Below are 22,577 nucleotides of genomic sequence, written 5' to 3' on the forward strand. Positions count from 1 at the left end.
CGGCTGATGGGCTGTTAGTTGAATCTTTTATCATTACTTTTATCGTCCTTGTTTAGAGATGCCATGGAAAACCCTGATATTGCTCCATTGCCATATCATGACTCAATCATGAAAATCGAACCCGCAGTACCCTCACAATTTCAACGTCTCGTCGCGATCTGGGAGTCCTCCGTTCGTGCTACCCATCACTTTCTGCAGGAGAGCGATAGTGCGGCCCTGCGCCCGTTTTGATTCACGGCTTTTTGGGCGTGGATGAAAACTGCATTGAATTGCTCTTTGTAGACAATGCGAGCCGGGGAAAAGGCGTCGGCAAATATTTGCTGACTTATGCCATTGAGCATCTCGGTGCCAACGAAGTGGACGTCAACGAGCAAAAACCGCAGGGCGTTGGTTTTTATCGTCATATGGGGTTTGAGCAGACTGGTCGCTTAGAGCTGGACGGGCAGGGTAATCCGTTCCCATTATTGCATATGCGGTACGAGGGCTAATTCCCGCCCAACGCCGGGTGGCGGCTTCGCCTTACCCGGCCTACAAAAACCAAAACCGTAGGTCGGGTAAGCATCGTGCCAGCGCGATCGTTACATCAGCCCCAGCGCCTGTGGAATAAACAGAGAAATCTGCGGGATATAGGTGATCAACATCAGCGCGATCAGCAGTGCGGCATAGAACGGCAGCAGCGGCTTGATCAGGTGCTGGATTTTCACCCCTGAAATCGAACAGCCGACGAACAGGGCGCTGCCCACCGGCGGCGTCAGCAGGCCGATACACAGGTTCGCCACCATCATGATGCCGAAGTGGACCGGGTCCATCCCCAGCTCCTGAGCAATAGGCAGGAAAATCGGGGTGAAGATCAGCACCGCAGGCGTCATATCCATGAAGATGCCGACAATTAATAGCACGATGTTAATCAGCAGCAGGATGATCAGCGGGTTATCCGAAATCCCCATCAGCGTGTCGCTTATCATGTACGGGATATCGGCATTGGTCATCGCCCATGACATACCTACCGAGAAACCAATCAGCAACAATACGATGGACGTGGTGACCACCGATTCCAGAATCAGCTTCGGCAGCTGATGCCACTTCACTTCACGGTAGATCAACACTGACAGGATGAAGGTATACACCACCGCAATCGCCGAGGCTTCCGTGGCGGTAAACACGCCGCCCAGAATGCCGCCCATCACGATGACCACCAGCAGCAGGCTTGGCAGGGCGTCGAGAAGCGCTTTCGCAGCCTGGGCGCAGGTCGGGCGTTCGGAGAGGGGGTAATTGCGTCGTTTGGCGATGATGGCGCAGACCACCATGATGGCCAGCCCCATCAGAATGCCTGGCAGATAGCCCGCCATAAACAGCGATGCGACCGATACGCCACCCGCCGTCAGCGAGAAGACAATCAGCACGTTTGACGGTGGGATCAGCAGCCCGGTAATACAGGAAGAGACGTTCACCGCCGTTGAGAATGCCGGATCGTAGCCCTGCTTTGTCTGGATAGGGTTGAGCGTCCCGCCTACTGCCGCCGCGGCGGCTACGGCTGAACCTGAGATTGAGCCGAACATCATATTCGCCAGCACGTTTACGTGGCCCAGCGAACCCGGCACACGGCCGACCATCACCTGCGCCAGGTTAATCAGCCGTATCGCTATTCCCCCACTGTTCATCAGCGTCCCGGCGAAAATAAAGAACGGGATCGCCAGCAGGGCGAAATTATCCAGCCCGTTTGCCAGACGCTGGGAGACGGTGATCACCGCGATGTCCCACGGGAACATCAACAGCATCGAGGCGAAGGTGGCAATGCCGATAGAAAACGAAATGGGTAAGCCGATAAACACCAGCACAAAGAAAGTGCCGAACAGTGTTAATGCGATCGTTCCATCCATCAGTGAACTCCTTCCTGCGGCCGGGACAGGCCACGAATGCCAGTAGCGATAAAGTACAGGGCGTAGAACATCATTACCGCGCCGCACAGGGGCAGGATGAGGTAGACGTAACCCATCGGGATTTGCATGGCGGCGGAGACCTGGGAAGTCGCCAGGGTTTTATCAATCAGCTTCAGGCCGCCGGTAACGATAACCAATCCTGAGAAGAGGAAAATCAGCACGTTAATGACGATATTCAGGATGGCCTGCTTTGGGCCTTTCAGCATCATGGCGAACAGATCGATAGAGAGATGCCGCTGCGCCCCGACGGTGTACGCCGCGCCCAGGAGCCCTACCCAAATCATCAGGTAACGAGCCAGTTCATCGGTCATCGTGCTTGGCTGGTTCAGCACATAGCGGCTGAACACCTGCCACACCACGCAGACCACCAGCGCGATCATCACTGCGACGGAAAAGGCCGCAATAGTGCGATCAACCAGCGTTTTTATGCGGTCAATTATCATAGGTTATTCCCTGGAGAAGCGGGCCTGCAGGCAGGCCCGGAGGTGCGTTATTCAGCGGCTTGTTCGAATTTTGCAAGCAGGGCGGCCTGCTTAGGATCTTTTTTGAAGTCGTCGTACAGCGGCTGTACGGCTGCGCGGAACGGTGCTTTGTCGACCGTAACAAACTTGCCGCCCATCGCTGTGGCCTGCGCACGCGTTTCTGCTTCGACCTTATCCCAGGCTTTCTGCTGCCAGGCCTCAGAGTCCTTCGCGGCTTTAGTAAGGATCTGCTGCTGTTCCGGCGTCAGCTTGTTCCAGGTTTTCGTGGAGATAACCAGGAAGTCCGGAATGGAAGCATGCTCGTCTTCAGAAAAGACGTTCGCGATTTCAATGTGACGGGTCTGCACCCAGGACGGGACGTTATTTTCAGCGCCATCCACCACGCCCTGCTGCATGGCGGTATAGACTTCGCCGAACGAGATTGGCGTCGGGGAACCGCCCATCAGCTCAACCATTTTCAGGGTTGTTGGGCTTGCCTGAACGCGAATTTTCAGCCCTTTTAAATCGGCTGGCGTGGTAATGGGTTTTTTAGCATAGAAGCTGCGGGTCCCGGCGACATAGGCGGAAAGCGCAAAGAAGCCTTTATCTTTACTGGCGTCCATAATTTCTTTGCCGACGCTGCCAAAGACCACCTTATTAAAATGCGCCTGATCCTTAAACAGGTACGGTAAATTATAAATGGCATACGTATTATCAAATGACTCCAGATCGCTGGCGGAGCCTTTGGTCATATCCAGCGCGCCGTTTTGCAGTAATTCCATGGTTTCACGAGCGCTGCCCATCTGACTGCTCGGATAAATACGCAGCGTCATGTTGCCATTGGAAAGTTGTTTGACCTCTTTAGCCATCTGCTCAAAGGCCTGATGAACGACGTGGCTGCGTTCAAGATTATGTGCCAGTTTTAACGTGACTTTTTCTGCTGCACTCGCCCCGGTAGCCAGCAGTGCAAACAGAGATGCGCCCAGAAGAGTTCGGGTGAATAAAGGTGATTTCATGATGTGCTCCATGCTGAAATTATATACGTTTGGTTTATATCTGATGACGATTTAACTTTTTCTGTATGACATCTTATCCTGGTTGTCAGACAGCAATGGATAATCTGCGTCACACTTTTTCCGTAGACGATGAATTTGTGTCGCTTTTTGTGCGCTGGGTTAAATTTATTTAAGAAGCATGGTGTGCGAATTATTAATAGTGGAAATATAACGGAGGAAATACACAGGTAATATCGATGGGTTGATTCATTATTAACGAGGTTAAATATCTTTTGGTGGCGGTATCGGAAATACCGAATATTGGATCAGGAATAACCGGGGGGATGCCTGAGTATTGGCACGATCGGCTCCCTCTCCTCTTTGGGGAGAGGGATGGGGTGAGGGGGAGCATGCGACTCAGGTGGTGGTTCCATTCACTTCATGTTCTGTGCTTCTCTTTCAGCAGGGTCACCCGTGAACGTGTTAAGGGGCTCTTCGCCCCCTTAGCCATCCCGGCTCCCGGCAAAGAAAATCGCCGCTTCGCGGATTGTTCGCCCCATCCCTGGGGCTCACCCCTTTGGGGCCAGCGCAAGCGCTGTCCAAAATTGCTCCCGGCAATTTTGTCCTCAGCTTATTCCCTCCGGCTTTCGGGTCGGGCGTGATCCTACATCCCTGTAGGTCACGCCCTCTCGGCGCATCCATGCGCCTCGCCCCGGCCTGGAGGAAACGCTTCGGCGATTTTCAGCCGGACCATGGCGCCGCGGTTAGTTTTTTGATTTATTGTGGTTTATTCGTTGCTGTGAGTTCGTTATCAGGTATTTAAGCCAGAGCCAGCGCTCCTTCAATGCCTTTCAGCTTTTGTTGCGCTTGTTTTAATAGCATGCATTTTTTGCACGGGGCTGAGGGCAGTTGTTCGGTTTTACCGAACAACTGAATGTCTGTCCAACCTGTAAGTCTTACTTACAGGTTGGAGATGCACTTGTTATGCAATAGCGATTTCAATGTCTTTCAGCTTCTGCTGTGCCTGTTTTAATTCGCTCAGCAGCATCTTTTCATATGGGTTGTGCGCCATCACGACGATGCAGCCATCCATGATTTTTAACGTCACCTTATCGCCAGTATCAAACCCCGCCGCACGCAGCCATTTGCCGGAAAGGATCAGGTTTGGCGTACTGCGATCGCGACCTTGCGGGCGATATCCCACAATTAATGTACGCTCAGTTCCGGTTGCGGTGGTGTCTGGGGTAGAATGCGAATCAGCCATAATCAACTCCTTGATAGTTGGTGAGGTTAGCTCTCGTCGGGTATTGCAACTACCGGACGAGGGCGTTTCGACTCAGGTTATACTGTGATAAGGTACGTACCTGAATGGTTAGATATTGCTCTCACAGGTACGTACATGTCAACAGCTAAACGCGATCCAAATCAGTCAAAATCCGGTAAGGCACCGACTTTTCAGATTCGAATTACGCCTGAGTTGAAGGCGCAGTTTGAGGCGGCGGCTAAGGCGGAGGGGATGAGTTTGGGGAATTGGCTAAAGACCTTGGGACGAAAAGAATTAAATAATTTAGGCATTGAGCCAAAATCTTAAATTAATTATCCATCAGTTACATTTTATTATGATGGTTCTCATAATAGAATCAACATCCATTTTTTAAGTTATCCATAGAATGCGAAGGGAGTAATATTAAAAGCCCTGGCATGATTTTTAAGAAAGAGAGATACATTTTCTCAAGTAACGCTTAACCTACTAAAAATAAAGATTTTAAGCTTCTTTTTTTAGAAATGTTTTCCAAAATCTTTTTATGTTCTTACAGCGAGAAACGGGTGCAATAAAATAGCAAAAAAATTATCTTCATTGCATATCATTTTATGCGTCAGGAAATTTAGGACTAGAGAGATAAAAATCGAATATGGGATAAATAGAAATTTTGGCGGAAGATCACAGGAGTCGAACCTGCCCAGGACCGCTGGCGGCCCCAACTGGATTTGAAGTCCAGCCACCTCACCGGAGATGACGATCTTCCGCGCCTCGATTGCTACATGGAGGCGGGGCGCATTATATCTACTTTCAATCATTTACCCCAACCTTTCGCACACATTTTTTAGTCCTCTTTTGACCTGCATCCCCCCTTTTAAGGCAATTCTTAAGAAAATCCTCAGGTTACATTTTCCTTCCACGCACTTTTAACGCGATCACAAAAAACAAGAATCGTAAAAACGTAACCAGAAAACGCAATACCTGACGGGCGGGGCATGGTTTACAAAACATGTAACCGGTCTCAGCGCCCTACGCGTGAAGGAAAAATAATGAAAAGCGAAGTCTTATCCGTCAAAGAGAAAATTGGTTACGGCATGGGTGACGCCGCAAGTCACATCATCTTCGACAACGTCATGCTCTACATGATGTTCTTCTACACCGATATCTTCGGCATCCCCGCCGGGTTTGTCGGCACCATGTTCCTGCTGGCGCGCGCGCTGGATGCCATCTCCGACCCGTGCATGGGGCTGATTGCCGACCGCACCCGCAGCCGCTGGGGTAAGTTCCGCCCGTGGATATTGTTCGGCGCCATCCCGTTTGGCCTGGTCTGCGTGCTGGCCTACACCACGCCGGACCTCAGCCTGAACGGCAAAATGATCTACGCCGCCGTCACCTACACCCTGCTGACCCTGCTCTATACCGTGGTCAACATCCCTTACTGCGCGCTGGGCGGGGTGATCACCAACGACCCGACGCAGCGTATCTCCCTCCAGTCCTGGCGCTTTGTGCTGGCGACGGCGGGCGGCATGCTCTCCACGGTGCTGATGATGCCGCTGGTGAATATGATTGGCGGCGAGGATAAAGCGTTCGGCTTCCAGGGCGGCATCGCGGTGCTGTCGGTGGTGGCTTTCCTGATGCTGGCGTTCTGTTTCTTCACCACCAAAGAGCGCATCCAGGTGCCGCCGAGCACCACCTCCATGCGTGAAGATCTGCGCGACATCTGGCACAACGACCAGTGGCGCATCGTCGGGCTGCTCACCATCCTCAACATTCTGGCGGTGTGCGTGCGCGGCGGCGCGATGATGTATTACGTCACCTGGATCATGGGCTCGCCGGAGCTGTTCGTCGCCTTCCTGACTACCTACTGCGTCGGCAACCTGATTGGCTCCGCGCTGGCGAAACCCCTCACCGACTGGAAGTGCAAAGTCAGCGTCTTCTGGTGGACCAACGCCCTGCTGGCGGTGGCGAGCGTGGCGATGTTCTTCGTGCCGATGCAGGCCAGCATCACCATGTTCGGCTTTATCTTCGTGATTGGCGTGCTGCACCAGCTGGTGACGCCGATCCAGTGGGTAATGATGTCCGATACCGTCGATTACGGCGAGTGGACCAACGGCAAACGCCTCACCGGCATCAGCTTTGCGGGCACGCTGTTCGTGCTGAAGCTGGGCCTGGCGCTGGGCGGGGCGTTAATCGGCTGGATGCTGGCAGGCGGCGGCTACGATGCCGCAGCCAAAACCCAGAACAGCGCCACCATCAGCATCATCATCGCCCTGTTTACCCTGGTACCGGCCGCGTGCTACCTGCTGAGCGCGGTGATCGCCAAACGCTACTACAGCCTGAAAACGCCATTCCTGGTCAAAATCATGAGCGATCTGGCGCAGGGCGCGCGTCGTAATGAGCAGGAGTTTAATACCCTGCCGGTCAGCAAAGAATTGCAGAACTAAGAGGACGAAAGCATGAAAATCAGTGACGGAAACTGGCTCATTCAACCGGGCCTGAACGTAACCTGTCCGGTTCAGGTGTTTGATGTGGAACAGCAGGGCAACGATCTGGTGGTCTATGTCGCCCCGCGCGACGTGCGTGAGCGCACCTGGCAGCTGGATACCCTGATGTTCACGGTGCGCCTGTTCTCGCCGCAGGAGGGGATTGTCGGGGTGCGAATCGAGCACTTCCAGGGCGCGCTCAATAACGGCCCACACTACCCGCTTAACGTTCTGAAAGACGTTAACGTGCAGATTGAAAACAACGCGGAGTTGGCTGAGCTGAAAAGCGGCAACGTCAGCGTGCGCGTCACCAAAGGCGAGTTCTGGTCGCTGGATTTCTTCAGGGACGGGCAGCGCATCACCGGCAGCCAGCTGAAAAACAACGGCTACGTGCAGGACGGCAACACCGATCGCAACTACATGTTTGAGCGTCTGGATCTGGGCGTGGGCGAAACCGTCTACGGCCTGGGCGAGCGCTTTACCGCCCTGGTGCGCAACGGCCAGACGGTCGAAACCTGGAACCGCGACGGCGGCACCAGCACCGAGCAGTCGTACAAGAATATCCCGTTCTATCTCACCAACCGCGGCTACGGCGTGCTGGTGAACCATCCGGAAAACGTCTCGTTTGAAATCGGTTCCGAGAAGGTGTCGAAGGTGCAGTTCAGCGTCGAGGGCGAGTATCTGGAGTATTTCGTCATCGACGGTCCGACGCCGAAAGAGGTCCTGAACCGCTATACGCAGTTCACCGGCCGTCCGGCGCTGCCGCCTGCGTGGTCGTTCGGCCTGTGGCTCACCACCTCGTTCACCACGAATTACGACGAAGCGACGGTGAATAGCTTTATCAACGGCATGGCCGAGCGCGACCTGCCCCTGCACGTTTTCCACTTCGACTGCTTCTGGATGAAGGCCTTCCAGTGGTGCGACTTCGAGTGGGACCCGGTGACCTTCCCGGACCCGGAAGGGATGATCCGTCGCCTGAAGGAGAGAGGGCTGAAGGTCTGCGTGTGGATCAACCCGTACATCGGGCAGAAATCGCCGATCTTTAAGGAGCTGAAAGAGAAGGGCTATCTGCTGAAACGCCCGGACGGCTCACTGTGGCAGTGGGATAAATGGCAGCCGGGGCTGGCAATCTACGACTTTACCAACCCCGAAGCCTGCAATGGTACGCCGACAAGCTGAAAGGCCTGGTGGATATTGGCGTCGACTGCTTCAAAACCGACTTCGGCGAGCGCATCCCGACGGATGTGCAGTGGTTCGACGGCTCCGATCCGCAGAAGATGCACAACCACTACGCCTACATCTACAACGAACTGGTGTGGAACGTGCTGAAAGAGACGGTAGGCGAGGAAGAGGCGGTGCTGTTTGCCCGTTCGGCGTCAGTAGGTGCGCAACAGTTCCCGGTGCACTGGGGCGGCGACTGCTACGCCAACTACGAGTCGATGGCTGAAAGCCTGCGCGGCGGGCTGTCGATCGGGCTCTCCGGGTTCGGGTTCTGGAGCCACGATATCGGCGGGTTCGAGAACACCGCTCCGGCGCACGTCTATAAACGCTGGTGCGCGTTCGGGTTGTTCTCCAGCCACAGCCGCCTGCACGGGAGCAAATCCTACCGCGTGCCGTGGGCGTATGACGACGAGTCCTGCGACGTGGTGCGCCACTTCACCCAGCTGAAATGCCGGATGATGCCGTACCTCTATCGCCAGGCGCCGCTGGCCCGTGAGTTCGGTACGCCGATGCTGCGGGCGATGATGCTGGAATTCCCGGACGATCCGGCCTGCGACTACCTCGACCGCCAGTACATGCTGGGGGATTCAGTGCTGGTTGCGCCAGTGTTCAGCGAGGCGGGGGACGTGCAGTTTTACCTGCCGGAAGGGCGCTGGACGCACCTGTGGCATAACGACGAAATCCAGGGCAGCCGCTGGCATAAACAGCAGCATGATTTCCAGAGCCTGCCGGTCTACGTCCGCGATAACACCCTGCTGGCGTTGGGCAATAACGATCGGAAACCGGACTACGCGTGGAATGAAGGCACCGCCTTCCAGCTGTTTAACCTGGCCGATGGCGCTACGGCGGTGAGTGAAGTCCCTGGGTTGAACGGTGCCGTGGCCTTTACCCTGACCGCAACGCGCAGCGGCGATACCCTGACGCTAAAAGGGAGCGGCGAGGCGCGGGGCTGGTCGGTCTGTTTGCGCAATGTGCAGCGGATCGGCGGCGTGAAAGGGGCGTCACATGCTGGAAGCGAGTGGGGTGTGGTGGTGAAAGCGGAGGGGAACGAGGTGGTGGTTCACCTCTGAGTCCCCTCACCCTAACCCTCTCCCCATAGGGGAGAGGGAATAGTGAGTGCTCATCTTTAAGCGCGTGAGGACGGGTTTCTCCCTCTCCCTTTTAGGGAGAGGGCAGGGGTGAGGGTTCTGCAACCGTGCTCACCGCTCCGCCCGTCATCGTCTGCGTCACCTGCTGTTTATCCATATTTACTGCGCTAAGTCTGCCGTTGACCGTCGGTTTCAGCGGGGAATCCTTCTGCACGTTGCCGCTGGCGGTGAGCTGAATATTGCCATCGCCTGCGATCGGCAGCGCTGGCCAGCCCCACTGCTGGATCACATTCAGCGGCACGCCGCGCCCGGTCAGGTTGACGGTGGTCTGGCGCACCGGCGTCTGCGATACCGTCGCTTTCGCTTCCAGAATGCCTTTTTCGGTAAAGGCGCTCAGTTCATTGATAGAAATTGTCGAAGCGTTGGCTGACAAGGAGAGCGACGGACGGCGCACGTCCACGCGGTTAAAGGTGGCGGCCGCGCCGTTCAGCGTGGCGGTACCCGCCCATACGCCCCACTGGCGATCTTTCGCCAGCTGCAGGTTGGTGCCGTAGCCGTCCAGGGCGGTGATCTGCCACGGGAACAGGGTGTCGACGTCGATCACCAGGTTACGGCTCAGGCCAAACTTGCGCAGCGTGACGCTGTGCAGCCACTCCGGCAGGGTATCCAGCCACTGCGTTTTCCAGTTCTCCGGCAGGGTGTATTCCAGCCCGGCGACGGCGACATCATCCAGCACCAGCGCTTTACCGCTGCGCAACCAGTTGCCGGAAGTGCGCACCATCCCGCCTTCCCAGCGCGAGGTGAACTGACGCAGGGCGATCCCCTGCGGGGAGAATTCGGCGTTCAGGATCGGGTCGAACAGGTGCAGGGAACCGTAGATAAATTCGCTGGCGTTCATCGACAGGCGACCGTCCTCGCTCTGCCAGTCGCCCTGGCTGAGGGTCAGGTTGCGCAGGCTTAAATCGAGATCGGTTACCGCCCAGTCCGGACCCTGCAGGCGGGCGTCGGTCACGTCCAGGCGGCCAATCTGTAACGACGGCAGGGTGGTGATGGGGGCAAAGAAGTCGGCCAGGGATTTATCGCTCTGCAGGCGGATATCGTTCAGGCGCATGTTGTCCACCTTCCAGCCACCGTTGGCGTCGCGCCGCGCGGTGCCGGTGAGCGAGCCCCGGGCCATATCTGCGCCGATGGTGGTCAGCACCACCTCTTTATCACTCAGCTCGCCTTCAATCAGCACGTTGCTGGCGGGTACGCCGTTCAGCGTCAGCGACCCGGCGCTGATCTGGATCTGCGCTTTTTGCCCAGCACGTTACCCGCTTCAGGGTCCCAGGGACGTACGCCGCCGGTCACCTTCTGGGCGCTCAGATCCCACGCGGTATTCGGGCTGTTGAACGCCATGTTGTTCAGCAGCAGGCGATCGGCCTGAAAGGGAAGAGGGGCGGTCTGCGGCGAGAGGTTCAGCGTGCCGTCAAACAGGGTAATGGTATCCATGTGCAGCGGATCGGTGAACTGGCGGCTACTCACGCCAATATCGACCATTTTTGCGACCAGCGTCGCGGGCTGGCCGTCGCGCCCGAAGGTGACATTTTTCAGTACCAGGTGCGTGGGCGACGAGAAGCGGTGATCCATCAGGTCGAAGTTGAGTTCGTAATCGGTGTTTACCGTGATCCAGCTGCTGACCTGCGCTGCGCCCCAGCGCGTCTGGACAAGGATATAGAGCGCGAGGATCGCAATAAGCAGAACGGCCAGAATACCGACGAGAAGCTTTCCAATAAATTTCATGGTCTTCCATCACGTAAAACGCACATAAAGGAGTTATGCACGATTTATGCGCAATGCTCAAGGCGGGAATGGTGTAATTACGTGTCACGGCAGCAGTTGCCTGCTGCCGTAAAAGGGGATCAGTTCTTTTCTGGCGGGAAAATCAGGTTCAGGACGATAGCGGTGATCCCACCGGCGGCGATGCCGGAAGAGAGCAGGTTCTTCACCCAGTCCGGGGCGAACTGCAGGATCAGCGGCTGCTGAGACACACCCAGACCCACCGCCAGCGACAGGGCGATGATCATGATGGCGCGGCGGTTCAGCGGCTCGCGGGAGACGATACGCACGCCCGATGCCGCGATGGTGCCGAACATCACCAGCGTTGCGCCGCCCAGGACCGGCTCAGGGATGTGCTGCACAAAGCCGCTCACCGCCGGGAAAAGGCCGAGCACGATCAGCATCAGCGCCACGACAAAGCCCACGTAGCGGCTGGCAACGCCGGTCAGCTGGATCACGCCGTTGTTCTGGCCGAAGCAGGAGTTCGGGAAGGTGTTGAACACACCGGATACAAAGGAGTTCAGGCCGTTTGCCAGCACGCCGCCCTTCAGGCGCTTCATGTACAGCGGGCCAGAGACCGGTTGTTCAGAAACGTCAGACGTTGCGGTGATGTCGCCGATGGTTTCCAGCGAGGTGATCATGAATACCAGCATCAGCGGCAGGAGCAGGTTCCAGTCAATGCCCAGGCCGTAGTAGAGCGGCGTCGGGACCATAATCAGCGGGCTGTCGGTAGGTGCGCCGGACTGCGGCAGCATGCCCATCGCCCAGGCTGCCAGGTAGCCTGCGGCCATGGCAATCACCAGCGACGCGACGCGCAGGTACGGGTTACGCTGACGGTTGAGCAGAATAATGATCGCCAGCACGATGCCCGCCAGCAGCAGGTTTTTCGCGCGCCGAAGGTGTGATCATTCATCGCCGCATAGCCGCCGCCGATGGAGGTCAGGCCCACCTGAATCAGCGACAGGCCGATAATCATCACCACTACGCCGGAGACCAGCGGGGTAATGATGCGGCGCGCCAGGTGCAGAACGCGAGAGATGACCATCTCGGTGCAGCTCGCCAGCATCAGGGTGCCGAACAGCGCCGCCATCATCGTTGGCACATCCGCGCCGCCGGTTTTCAGCGCCGTACCGCCCATGATCAGCGGGGCGACAAAGTTAAAGCTGGTGCCCTGGATCGACAGCAAACCGGAACCCACCGGGCCCCAGGCTTTAATCTGAATGATGGACGCCACGCCCGAGGCAAACAGCGACATGCTGATGATGTGTTGCGTGTCCTGCGCCGGTAAACCGAGCGCCTGGCAGATCAGCAGAGCGGGAGTAATCACGGCCACAAACATGGCCAGCAGATGCTGACAGGCGGCGAACAAGGTCTGCGCCAGCGGCGGACGGTCTTCAAGACGGTAAATCAGTTCACTGTTTTGCGTCTGCGCAATCGGTTGCGCATCCTGCTGTTCAACGGCGTTAACGGACATCTGCTGCGACCCCTGGAGGAAAAGCGGGCATTTTAGCCGAGTGGATGAGAAAAGCAAACGATTGCCAACAAAAACGCAGAGAAATTCTACTGCAAAATACGCCTTTTTCTGTCCCGGGGCGGCAAAGTTCATTACACTCCTGCTCCCGATTGTGGTTATAACGCGCAATCGTTACAGGAAAACGCGCATGTTGATGGAGCACGTGCCTTTAAAGGAGCCCACTATGATTCATCTCGATACGTTGTCGACCCTCGTTGCGGCAACACTCGTTTTACTGCTTGGCCGTAAACTGGTTCACAGCGTCCCTTTTCTCAAAAAATACACCATCCCGGAGCCCGTCGCGGGCGGATTACTGGCAGCCATTGCGCTGCTGGTGCTGAAAAAAAGCATGGGTTGGGAAATCAACTTCGATATGACCTTAAAAGACCCGCTGATGCTGGCCTTTTTCGCCACTATCGGCCTGAACGCCAACCTTGCCAGCCTGAGATCTGGCGGTAAGGTGCTGGGGGTGTTCTTAATTGTGGTGGTTGGACTGCTGGTAATGCAGAACGCCATCGGTATCGGTATGGCGTCGCTGCTGGGACTGGATCCGCTGATGGGTCTGCTGGCCGGTTCGATCACCCTGTCGGGCGGTCACGGTACCGGCGCGGCCTGGAGCAAGCTGTTTACTGAACGCTACGGCTTCCAGAATGCCACTGAAGTAGCTATGGCCTGCGCCACCTTCGGGCTGGTGCTGGGCGGCCTGATTGGCGGGCCGGTGGCTCGCTATCTGGTGAAACACTCCACCACGCCGGACGGCAGGCCGGATGACGAAATGGTGCCGTCGGCATTTGAAAAACCGGACGTCGGGCGCATGATCACCTCTCTGGTGCTGATTGAAACCATTGCCCTGATCGCCATCTGCCTGACGGTAGGTAAAGTGATTGCACAATTGCTGGCGGGTTCCGCGCTGGAGCTGCCGGTCTTTGTTTGTGTACTCTTTGTCGGGGTGATCCTCAGCAACAGTCTCTCACTGCTGGGCTTTTATCGCGTCTTTGAGCGGGCGGTATCGGTATTGGGTAACGTTTGCCTGTCGCTGTTCCTGGCGATGGCGCTGATGAGCCTCAAGCTGTGGGAGCTGGCGTCGCTGGCCCTGCCAATGCTGGCGATTCTGGGAGTACAAACCCTGTTTATGGCACTCTACGCTGTCTTCGTCACCTGGCGACTGATGGGTAAAAACTACGATGCGGCAGTGCTGGCGGCAGGACACTGTGGCTTTGGTATGGGGGCAACGCCGACGGCGATCGCCAACATGCAGGCCATTACCGAGCGCTTTGGCCCGTCGCATATGGCGTTTCTGGTGGTGCCGATGGTGGGGGCGTTCTTTATTGATATCGTCAACGCGCTGGTCATCAAACTCTATCTGATGCTGCCGATGTTTGGCTGATCAGGCGTTCGAGTAACGCCCGGTCTCTGGCATCCAGCGGTCGATTAACGCTGCCGCCTGTTCGGGGTAGCGTTCATGAATATGGCGTGCCAGACGCTGAACTTCAGGGATCATGCCCTGATCGCGCAGTAAATCTGCCACTTTAAACTCGGCGTTCCCGGTCTGACGGGTGCCGAGTAGCTCACCCGGCCCGCGGATCTCCAGATCCTGTTGCGCAATCACAAAGCCGTCGTTGCTGTCGCGCAATACCTGCAGGCGCTTCTGTGCCGTTTTCGACAGCGGTGCTTTGTAGAGCAGCACGCAGTGAGAGGCCACCGCGCCACGTCCGACGCGACCACGCAGCTGGTGCAGCTGGGCCAGACCCAGACGCTCCGGGTTCTCGATGATCATCAGGCTGGCGTTAGGCACGTCTACCCCCACTTCAATTACCGTGGTGGCGATCAGCAGATGCAGTTCGCCCTGCTTGAAGGCCTGCATTACCGCCTGTTTCTCCGCAGGCTTCATGCGGCCATGCACCAGCCCGACGTTCAGCTCCGGCAGGGCCAGCTTAAGCTCTTCCCAGGTGGCTTCCGCCGCCTGCGCTTCCAGCAGGTCGGACTCCTCAATCAGCGTGCAGACCCAGTAAGCCTGACGGCCTTCCTGCAGACAGGCGTTGCGCACGCGCTCGATAATGTCGCTGCGGCGCGTGTCCGGGATAGCGACGGTGGTTACCGGCGTACGCCCCGGAGGCAGTTCGTCGATGACGGAGGTGTCGAGATCGGCATAGGCGGTCATCGCCAGGGTGCGCGGGATTGGCGTCGCGGTCATGATCAGCTGATGCGGGTGGTATCCCTGCTGGAGCCCTTTCTCCCACAGCGCCAGACGTTGATGCACGCCGAAACGGTGCTGCTCATCAATGATCACCAGCGCCAGCCCGTGAAACTGCACCTGCTCCTGGAAGATGGCATGGGTGCCGACAATCATCTGCACCTGACCGCTGGCAATCGCCTCCTGCTGCGCCTGTCGCGCCTTGCCTTTTTGCTTCCCGGCCAGCCAGCCCACTTCAACGCCCAGCGGCGCAAACCAGTTGCGGAAATTGTTCGCGTGCTGCTCGGCCAGCAGTTCGGTCGGCGCCATCAGGGCCACCTGTCTGCCGTGAGCAATGGCGCGCAGAGCGGCCAGGGCGGCCACCAGCGTTTTGCCCGAGCCCACATCGCCCTGGACCAGGCGCATCATCGGCACGTCCAGCGCCATATCGCGCTCGATCTCGGCGGTCACGCGGGCCTGCGCTCCGGTAGGTTTAAACGGCAGTGAGGCCAGCAGTTTATCTTTTAAATCGTTACGGGCCGGGAGCGGCAGGGCGTGAAAACGCTGTGCGCCGGCGCGTAACGCCAGCATGCTCAGGTTATGCGCCAGTAACTCTTCAAGGATGAGGCGTCGCTGTGCTGGATGCTGCCCGCTCTCTAAATCGCTTAGCTGCAGCGTCGGCGGCGGTCGGTGCAGGGTGCGCAACGCGTCCGGCAGACTCATCATCCCCTGTGCCAGCTCGGGCGGCAGCAGTTCGGCTATGGCGCAGGTGTCGAGCAGCTCCAGCGCCTGATCGGTCAGCTTGCGCAGCGTCGCCTGCTTCACGCCTTCAGTCGTCGGGTAGACCGGGGTCAGCGTCTCCTGCAGCTCCGGCGTGCTGAGATCGCCCTGTACGCGGTACTCCGGGTGGATCATCTCTGCGCCGTATTTGCCGCGTTTGGCTTCGCCGTAGGCCAGCACCCGTCGCCCGGTAGCGAGGCTGTTTTTCATTGCCGCGCTGAAGTTAAAGAAGCGCATCGTCAGAATACCGGAGCCATCGCTGATCTGGCAGGTCATCATCCGGCGGCCGCCGAAGGTGATGTTGCAGTTCAGGACTTCGCCTTCAACGGTGGCGTAAATGCCAGGCAGAAGTTCGCCAATCTGATAAAGCTGGGTGCGGTCTTCGTAACGCAGGGGGAGGTGCAGGAGAAGATCCTGCACGGTATGCAGGCCAATTTTTGCCAGTTTGCTGCTCTGGGCCGCGCCAACGCCCGTCAGGGAATTGAGCGGCACAGCATCCAGCAGGCGGCCTTGCATGATTTACTTCGCCGCCTGCATGGTGGCCCACCACGTCGCATCGGCTTCAATTTCGCCCTGCTGATTCACGTGGGGGTAGGGTAAGTTTTTCTGCTTCGCCACTCTGGCCAGCACTGGATAACCGCCTTCAAACAGCAGGCGCTGCTGTTCGTCTTCCGGCAGCATGCTGTTCTCGCGTTCGTACATCCCGGCATTTTGTCGCTGACGCTGGGCTTCATACAGAATGAGCGCCGAGGCCACGGAAACGTTCAGGGACTGCACCATGCCGATCATCGGAATGATGATGTCCTGATCCGCCAGATCTAACGCTTCCCGGGTGATCCCCGTTTTCTCCTGACCCATCAGAATGCAGGTCGGGCGGGTGTAATCAATTTCGCGGAAATCGACGGCTTTGTCGGAAAGATGCGTCGCCAGTACCTGCATGCCGCGCCCTTTCAGATGCGAAATAGCTTCGCCAATGGTGTCGTGGGCTTTGACCTGTACCCAGCTGTTGCTGCCTGCGGCAGCCGAGGCCATAGGACGCATTCGCGTCCCCTTCCAGACGGCGTGCACTTCATGCACACCGACGGCATCTGCGGTACGGACGATAGCAGCGACGTTATGAGGTTTATGGACCTGCTCCATGCAGACCGTCAGATCGGGCTGACGCCTGGCGAGCATCTCACAGATACGTGCATAACGCGTTGCATTCATAACACTAGTTTCGGTTACGGGTGACTTTAATGACGTCAGCCATCACGCGGATTTTGCGCATGATATTCGCCAGATGCACGCGGTCCCGCGCCGTCAGACGAATAAAGGCGCTGTACACACGGCCATCCTTCTCTTCGGTATTCAGGCTATGAATATTGGAAGAGGCGGTATTGATTGCCGCCGTCAGGTTCGCCAGTGCGCCCTGGTGGTTGAACATATCCACCTTGATCTCGGTGATAAATTCCTGCTCGGTCTCTTTATCCCACTCGACCGCCATAAACTTCTCGGGCTCTTTCTGGTAGCCGCGAATGTTACGACAGGATTCGTGATGGATAACCAGCCCTTTACCCGGGCTGACGTGGGCAATAATCGGGTCGCCAGGGATAGGGCGGCAGCACTTGGCAAAGGTGATCAGCACGCCGTCGGCGCCCTTGATCGGCAGATGCCCGTGGCTGGTGGACGACGGCTGCGGTACAGAGGTTTCACCCTGCTGCAGGTTCTTCGCCACCACGACGCTCATTGCATTACCAAGACCGATCTCCGCCAGCAGATCGTCAAGCGTGGCGAGCTTCATACGCTCGATTTCACGCTGCACGTTCTCTTTCGGGATCTCGGCCAGCTTGCGGCTTCCGCCAAGTGCATGGTTGAGCAGACGGCGACCCAGGCTAACGGAGTCGTCGCGTTTGAGGTTTTTCAGCAGCTGGCGGATCTTGGCGCGAGCTTTTGAGCTCACAACAAAGTTGAGCCACGCCGCGTTCGGACGTGCGCCAGGCGCTGTAATGATTTCTACCGTCTGGCCGCTGGTCAGCGGCTGTGACAGCGGGTACGGCTGGCGGTCGACACGTGCCCCTACGCAGGCATGACCGATATCGGTATGCACGGCGTAGGCGAAGTCGACCGGCGTGGCACCAGCAGGCAGTTCGACAATGCGCCCTTCTGGTGTGAAAACGTAAATCTCATCCGGGAAGAGATCGGATTTAACGCTCTCGATAAATTCAAACGAGCTACCGGCGCTCTGCTGCAGTTCCAGCAGGCTCTGCATCCAGCGCTGGGCGCGGATTTGCGCGGTGGTGCTGGTTTCGCCGTGCTCTTTATAGGCCCAGTGCGCGGCAACACCCATCTCCGCCATCTGATCCATATCTTCGGTACGGATTTGCACTTCAACCGGTACGCCGTGCGGGCCAATCATTGAGGTGTGCAGAGACTGATATCCGTTCGCTTTTGGAATAGCGATGTAATCTTTCATCCGACCTGGACGCGGTTTGTACAGGCTGTGCATCTGACCGAGTACGCGGTAGCAGGTGTCGGAGTCGTGAACGATCACGCGAAACGCGTAGATATCCATGATCGAGTGAAAACGCTGCTCTTTGAGCACCATTTTGCAGTAGATCGAGTACAAATGCTTTTCGCGACCGCTGACGCGGCAGGGGATACCGGCTTCCTGCAAACGTCCTTCGATTTCTGAGAGGATCTTCTGAATCATCTCTTTACGGTTGCCACGCGCGGCTTTCACCACCTCTTTAATCACGCGGAAGCGGTTCGGGTACAACGCTTCAAAACCCAGCTCTTCCAGCTCGGTTTTAATGTGATGAATACCTAAACGGTGCGCCAGCGGGCTATAGATTTCGAGGGTTTCACGGGCAATGCGACGACGTTTGTCCGGGCGGAGAGAGCCCAGCGTGCGCATATTGTGGGTACGGTCGGCGAGTTTGATCAAAATGACGCGGATATCCTGCACCATCGCCATGATCATCTTGCGAAAGTTTTCGGCCTGCGCCTCTTTCTTGTCGCGGAAATTCAGCTTATCAAGTTTAGAGACCCCTTCCACCAGCTCGGCAACGCTTTTGCCAAACAGCTGTTCCATATCCTGGTAGGTGGCAGGGGTATCTTCGATCACGTCATGCAGCAGGGCGGCCATCAGCGTTTCATAGTCGAGTTTCATCTCGGCCAGAATACAGGCCACCGCTACCGGGTGCGTGATATAGGGTTCACCGCTTGAACGTGTCTGGCCCTCGTGAGCGTCACGTGCAACGAGATACGCCTGCTGGAGACGTTTAATCTGATCTACCGGCAGGTAGGTTTGAATCAGTTGATTCAGGCTTTCAAACAGATACAAGGGCGACCCGCAGGTTTAATTAACGACGACCTTCAGCAATGGCGGTAACGGCCTGCAGTTCTGCGGCTTCCTGCTCTTGCTGCTCCTGGCGCTCACGAACATCGAGGATCTGGCTGTTGATCAGGCCTTCTTCGATTTCGCGCAGTGCGATAACGGTAGTTTTATCGTTTTCTTCCGGTACCAGTGGATCTTTACCGCCTGACTGCATCTGACGAGCGCGACGCGCGGCGACCAGCACCAGGTCAAAACGGTTACCAATTTTCTCTACAGCGTCCTGAACAGTTACGCGTGCCATACTTAAAATGCTCCACAGATGAAGAAATGACTGGGCATGATACTGAATGTGGGTTCAGTCTGCCAACAGTTTGGTGATTAATGCGTCATGTCGCTGCTTCTGGCGGCACATGCGCAGACGTTCGGCGCGAAGGATAGTTTTGAGATCGCTCAGGGCGGCATCAAAATCATCATTCACAATCAGGTAATCATATTCGGCGTAATGGCTCATTTCCGCAACTGCCTGGGCCATACGTTTTGCGATAACCTCTTCGCTATCCTGACCGCGGCCGCGGAGACGACGATCCAGCTCATCTTTTGACGGCGGTAAAATAAAGATGCTGCGTGAATCAGGCATTTTCTTGCGGATCTGCTGTGCGCCCTGCCAGTCGATATCAAGGAACACGTTTACGCCGGTCGATAATACCTGCTCAATGGTTTCACGCGAGGTGCCGTAATAGTTCCCGAAGACCTCAGCGTGTTCAAGAAACGCGTCTCTGCCAATCATCGTTCTGAATTCGTCGTGATCGACAAAGAAATAATGTTCACCGTGTACCTCACCCGGACGCGGCGCGCGCGTGGTGTGAGAAACAGAAACCTGCGTATCATACAACGGTTGGGTTTTTAACAGCGCCTGAATCAGGCTGGATTTACCCGCGCCACTTGGGGCAGAAACAATATAAAGCGTGCCTTGAGCCATGAGAGTCTTTTGTATGTGTTAGCGAAGAAAGTCCTACATACGGGCTTATTATACACGTCGCCGCTGCGTGACGTAGCCTTTGTCACACTTTTTCCACGCTCTGATTGGTTTTTGCGAGCCTTTTTCCTGTTTTCTGCGGTGTTTGCTGCAACAAAAATTCAATTCTGATGTTGCCTCGTAAAGTCGGTTTTTGCGTGTCGCCTGCGGCGGCGCATCGCGTTATACCCCTTATAAAACAGGGAGGGATAACGATGTGGCGATATATTGGCGTGCTGTTGTGCATCTGGAGCAGCGTGGGGCTGGCGGTATGCCCGGTCTGGTCTCCAATGCAGGCAGAACAGGAGATAGCCAGGCTTAGCGCGCAAATCGCCCGCTGGGATAAGGCGTACTGGCAGCAGGGCGTCAGCGACGTGAATGACGAAGTGTATGACCAGCTGGCGGCGAGGCTGAAACAGTGGCGGCACTGCTTTGGCGATGAACAAGCGTCAGAGGCGCTGGCGGGTGTGGGGGGCGCGGTTAAACACCCGGTAAGCCATACCGGGGTTCCAAAGATAGCCGATAAAGCGGCACTCCGGCAGTGGATACAGGCGCGCCGTGACCTGTGGATCCAGCCGAAAGTGGATGGCGTGGCGGTGACGCTGGTCTACCGGCAGGGGCAACTGGTGCAGGCGACAAGCCGGGGTAACGGCCTGAAAGGCGAAGACTGGACGGCAAAGGTCAAACGCATCGCCTCGGTGCCAGGGCAGGTAAAAGGCCCGCTCGCTAACAGCGTGCTGCAGGGTGAACTGTTTCTGAAGCGCGATAACCATATCCAGCAACAGATGGGGGGAATGAATGCCCGGGCAAAAGTCGCCGGGACGATGATGCGACACGACACCGGCGCAGGGCTGGATAACATCGGTATCTTCATCTGGGCGTGGCCGGATGGCCCCGCCTCGATGCCTGAACGTCTGCAGGCGTTAACCCGGGCGGGCTTCACCCTTACCGGTCAGTGGACGCATAAAGTCAGTTCGGTAGAGGAAGCTGAAAAATTACGTGACCGCTGGCATAAGTCACCGCTGCCCTTTGTGACCGATGGCATTGTGATCCGCGCGGCGCAGGAGCCCGCAGGCAACCGCTGGCTGCCCGGTGAAGGCAGCTGGGTGGTGGCATGGAAATATGCGCCGGTCGCGCGGGTTGCGGAGGTTCGGGCCATCCATTTTACCGTGGGGCGTACCGGCAGGATTGCGGTGGTCGCCACTCTTGAGCCCGTGCAGCTTGATGATAAAAGGGTGCAACGCGTCAACCTGGGATCGGTGAGGCGCTGGCAGACGCTGGATATTGCGCCGGGGGATCAGATTCAGGTCAGCCTGGCCGGGCAGGGGATACCGCGCGTCGATAAAGTCGTCTGGCGAGGGAGCGAACGACGCAAACCCGTGCCGCCCGAAACGCGCTTTACGCCGCTCACCTGTTTTTATGCCACGCCGGAATGTCACGGGCAGTTTATGGCCCGGCTGACGTGGTTGAGTTCATCGTCAGTGTTGAATATCGAAGGGCTGAGTGAGGCTGGCTGGCAGTCGCTGCATCAGGCGCACCATTTTGATCACCTTTTTTCATGGCTGGCGCTCAGTCAGGAACAGTTGCAGCAGACGCCCGGTATAACGTCGCAGCGCGGCCTGCGGCTCTGGCATCAATTCAATCTGGCCCGTCGCCAACCTTTTACTCGCTGGCTTGATGCGCTGGGCGTTCCCCTGCCGCGCATGGCCATGCGCGCGCTCAGCGATCGGCACTGGCAGCAGTTGCAGAGCAGGGATGCGTTACGCTGGCATCAGGTTCCGGGCGTCGGCCCGGAAAAGTCGCGCAGGCTGGTGGAGTTTGTGCATCATCCCACCGTGAATGCCCTGACGTCATGGCTGGGCGAGCAGGGCGTGCGGGGTTTTAGTGGCTGTCGTGTGTGTAATAAAACACGGGTAATCCCAGCTTCAAACGCAGCGCCAGCAGGCGGGCGGTAAAGCCGAATAACAGCGTGGAGATGATCACCACGTCCTGATTGCTCACGTAGTGCTGGAGCGCGACGTACAGCACGGCGGCGGCAAAGGAAACGCCAGCATAGAGCTCTTTCTGAAAGACCAGAGGAATACGCTTGCAGAACATGTCGCGCAGCACACCGCCAAATACGCCGGTGATCACCGCCGCGATAGTGGCGATGACCGGGCCATGACCCATATCCAGCGCGACCTGGGCGCCAATAATGGAGAATACGATCAGACCGAGGGCATCCAGCACCAGAAACAGACGGCGCAGATGGGGCATAACCGGGGCGGCAATGGTTGTCAGCACGGCGGCGACGGCCACGATAATCACGTATTCAGGGTGTTGTACCCAGCCGAGCGGATAGTGGCCCAGCAGGATATCCCGGACAGACCCGCCGCCCAGCGCCGTGGCGGTGGCAATAATAATGACGCCAAAGGTATCCATACGACGACGCCCGGCGGCCAGGGCACCGGTCATGGCTTCAGCGGTAATACCGATCAGATACAGGATATGCAGCAGCATGTTACCCCCAG

At 57.1% G+C, this 22,577-nt stretch carries 14 protein-coding genes, 1 tRNA gene and 4 pseudogenes; 6 read left to right on the forward strand and 13 right to left on the reverse strand.

Translation table 11 applies throughout. The features are described from left to right. Nucleotides 1-108: 108 nt before the first annotated feature. Nucleotides 109-488, forward strand: a pseudogene (locus K5I40_RS20750) (GNAT family N-acetyltransferase). 90 nt (nucleotides 489-578) lie between these two features. Here K5I40_RS20750 and K5I40_RS20755 read toward each other — a convergent pair. The 4 genes from K5I40_RS20755 to K5I40_RS20770 all read right to left on the reverse strand — a co-directional run bounded on the left by K5I40_RS20755 (nucleotide 579) and on the right by K5I40_RS20770 (nucleotide 4,660). Continuing rightward, nucleotides 579-1,880 (reverse strand): TRAP transporter large permease, encoded by a 1,302-nt coding sequence (locus tag K5I40_RS20755; RefSeq protein ID WP_223075498.1) that lies wholly within the window; start codon nucleotides 1,878-1,880, stop codon nucleotides 579-581. Beyond that, nucleotides 1,880-2,383 (reverse strand): TRAP transporter small permease, encoded by a 504-nt coding sequence (locus K5I40_RS20760; RefSeq protein ID WP_223075499.1) that lies wholly within the window; start codon nucleotides 2,381-2,383, stop codon nucleotides 1,880-1,882. The genes K5I40_RS20755 and K5I40_RS20760 overlap by 1 nt, the downstream gene beginning before the upstream one ends. Nucleotides 2,384-2,430: 47 nt before the next feature. Further along, nucleotides 2,431-3,417 (reverse strand): TRAP transporter substrate-binding protein, encoded by a 987-nt coding sequence (locus K5I40_RS20765; protein WP_223075500.1) that lies wholly within the window; start codon nucleotides 3,415-3,417, stop codon nucleotides 2,431-2,433. 961 nt (nucleotides 3,418-4,378) lie between these two features. Beyond that, nucleotides 4,379-4,660, reverse strand: a complete 282-nt coding sequence (locus tag K5I40_RS20770) for a SymE family type I addiction module toxin (protein ID WP_223075501.1) — start codon at nucleotides 4,658-4,660, stop codon at nucleotides 4,379-4,381. 135 nt (nucleotides 4,661-4,795) lie between these two features. Between K5I40_RS20770 and K5I40_RS20775 the strand changes: the two genes are divergently transcribed. Beyond that, nucleotides 4,796-4,987: a toxin-antitoxin system HicB family antitoxin gene (locus K5I40_RS20775; RefSeq protein WP_039030188.1), complete on the forward strand. Its 192-nt coding sequence runs from the start codon at nucleotides 4,796-4,798 to the stop codon at nucleotides 4,985-4,987. 341 nt (nucleotides 4,988-5,328) lie between these two features. Here the strand turns inward: K5I40_RS20775 and K5I40_RS20780 are convergent. Next, a tRNA-Sec gene (locus tag K5I40_RS20780) sits at nucleotides 5,329-5,423 on the reverse strand. Between the two features lie 283 nt (nucleotides 5,424-5,706). Here K5I40_RS20780 and K5I40_RS20785 point away from each other — a divergent pair. Beyond that, nucleotides 5,707-7,101 carry a glycoside-pentoside-hexuronide family transporter gene (locus K5I40_RS20785; protein ID WP_039030187.1) on the forward strand — a complete coding sequence of 465 codons (1,395 nt, stop codon included), beginning with the start codon at nucleotides 5,707-5,709 and terminating at the stop codon, nucleotides 7,099-7,101. 12 nt (nucleotides 7,102-7,113) lie between these two features. After that, a pseudogene (yicI, locus tag K5I40_RS20790) lies at nucleotides 7,114-9,365 on the forward strand (alpha-xylosidase); the annotation flags it as partial. Between the two features lie 157 nt (nucleotides 9,366-9,522). Here yicI and K5I40_RS20795 read toward each other — a convergent pair. Beyond that, nucleotides 9,523-11,231: pseudogene (locus tag K5I40_RS20795) on the reverse strand (AsmA family protein). 119 nt (nucleotides 11,232-11,350) lie between these two features. After that, nucleotides 11,351-12,741, reverse strand: a pseudogene (locus tag K5I40_RS20800) (NCS2 family protein). Nucleotides 12,742-12,964: 223 nt separating this feature from the next. Here K5I40_RS20800 and gltS point away from each other — a divergent pair. Beyond that, on the forward strand, nucleotides 12,965-14,167 hold the full coding sequence (gltS, locus tag K5I40_RS20805) for a sodium/glutamate symporter (protein ID WP_039030183.1): 1,203 nt from the start codon (nucleotides 12,965-12,967) through the stop codon (nucleotides 14,165-14,167). Here the strand turns inward: gltS and recG are convergent, their stop codons facing one another. The 5 genes from recG to gmk are packed head-to-tail and all read right to left on the reverse strand — an operon-like array spanning nucleotide 14,168 to nucleotide 20,031. Continuing rightward, a complete protein-coding gene (recG, locus tag K5I40_RS20810; protein ID WP_138370810.1) occupies nucleotides 14,168-16,249 on the reverse strand; it encodes an ATP-dependent DNA helicase RecG in 2,082 nt (693 codons plus the stop codon). Nucleotides 16,250-16,252: 3 nt separating this feature from the next. Next, entirely contained in the window at nucleotides 16,253-16,942 is a 690-nt protein-coding gene (trmH, locus tag K5I40_RS20815) for a tRNA (guanosine(18)-2'-O)-methyltransferase TrmH (protein WP_223075502.1), read from the reverse strand. Between the two features lie 4 nt (nucleotides 16,943-16,946). Then, a complete protein-coding gene (gene spoT, locus K5I40_RS20820; RefSeq protein ID WP_039030180.1) occupies nucleotides 16,947-19,058 on the reverse strand; it encodes a bifunctional GTP diphosphokinase/guanosine-3',5'-bis pyrophosphate 3'-pyrophosphohydrolase in 2,112 nt (703 codons plus the stop codon). Nucleotides 19,059-19,077: 19 nt separating this feature from the next. Continuing rightward, complete coding sequence (rpoZ, locus tag K5I40_RS20825; protein WP_039030179.1) at nucleotides 19,078-19,353, reverse strand: DNA-directed RNA polymerase subunit omega; 276 nt, start codon at nucleotides 19,351-19,353, stop codon at nucleotides 19,078-19,080. Nucleotides 19,354-19,407: 54 nt separating this feature from the next. Further along, nucleotides 19,408-20,031: a guanylate kinase gene (gmk, locus tag K5I40_RS20830; RefSeq protein WP_039030178.1), complete on the reverse strand. Its 624-nt coding sequence runs from the start codon at nucleotides 20,029-20,031 to the stop codon at nucleotides 19,408-19,410. Nucleotides 20,032-20,282: 251 nt separating this feature from the next. Between gmk and ligB the strand changes: the two genes are divergently transcribed. Further along, nucleotides 20,283-22,022 (forward strand): NAD-dependent DNA ligase LigB, encoded by a 1,740-nt coding sequence (gene ligB / locus K5I40_RS20835; RefSeq protein WP_223075503.1) that lies wholly within the window; start codon nucleotides 20,283-20,285, stop codon nucleotides 22,020-22,022. Here the strand turns inward: ligB and K5I40_RS20840 are convergent. After that, complete coding sequence (locus K5I40_RS20840) at nucleotides 21,949-22,566, reverse strand: trimeric intracellular cation channel family protein (RefSeq protein ID WP_223075504.1); 618 nt, start codon at nucleotides 22,564-22,566, stop codon at nucleotides 21,949-21,951. The genes ligB and K5I40_RS20840 overlap by 74 nt on opposite strands. Nucleotides 22,567-22,577: the final 11 nt, after the last annotated feature.

Origin of the sequence: Leclercia sp. LTM14, from assembly GCF_023736175.1 — a bacterium.
GTDB lineage: Bacteria > Pseudomonadota > Gammaproteobacteria > Enterobacterales > Enterobacteriaceae > Enterobacter > Enterobacter barmai.

Coding starts and splice junctions, on each gene's coding strand:
- K5I40_RS20785 (WP_039030187.1), top strand. CDS start 5,707: ATGAAAAGCGAAGTCTTATCCGTCAAAGAGAAAATTGGTTACGGCATG.
- recG (WP_138370810.1), bottom strand. CDS start 16,249: ATGCAAGGCCGCCTGCTGGATGCTGTGCCGCTCAATTCCCTGACGGGC.
- K5I40_RS20775 (WP_039030188.1), top strand. CDS start 4,796: ATGTCAACAGCTAAACGCGATCCAAATCAGTCAAAATCCGGTAAGGCA.
- K5I40_RS20770 (WP_223075501.1), bottom strand. CDS start 4,660: ATGGCTGATTCGCATTCTACCCCAGACACCACCGCAACCGGAACTGAG.
- K5I40_RS20765 (WP_223075500.1), bottom strand. CDS start 3,417: ATGAAATCACCTTTATTCACCCGAACTCTTCTGGGCGCATCTCTGTTT.
- gltS (WP_039030183.1), top strand. CDS start 12,965: ATGATTCATCTCGATACGTTGTCGACCCTCGTTGCGGCAACACTCGTT.
- gmk (WP_039030178.1), bottom strand. CDS start 20,031: ATGGCTCAAGGCACGCTTTATATTGTTTCTGCCCCAAGTGGCGCGGGT.
- K5I40_RS20755 (WP_223075498.1), bottom strand. CDS start 1,880: ATGGATGGAACGATCGCATTAACACTGTTCGGCACTTTCTTTGTGCTG.
- rpoZ (WP_039030179.1), bottom strand. CDS start 19,353: ATGGCACGCGTAACTGTTCAGGACGCTGTAGAGAAAATTGGTAACCGT.
- ligB (WP_223075503.1), top strand. CDS start 20,283: ATGTGGCGATATATTGGCGTGCTGTTGTGCATCTGGAGCAGCGTGGGG.
- K5I40_RS20840 (WP_223075504.1), bottom strand. CDS start 22,566: ATGCTGCTGCATATCCTGTATCTGATCGGTATTACCGCTGAAGCCATG.
- K5I40_RS20760 (WP_223075499.1), bottom strand. CDS start 2,383: ATGATAATTGACCGCATAAAAACGCTGGTTGATCGCACTATTGCGGCC.
- trmH (WP_223075502.1), bottom strand. CDS start 16,942: ATGAATGCAACGCGTTATGCACGTATCTGTGAGATGCTCGCCAGGCGT.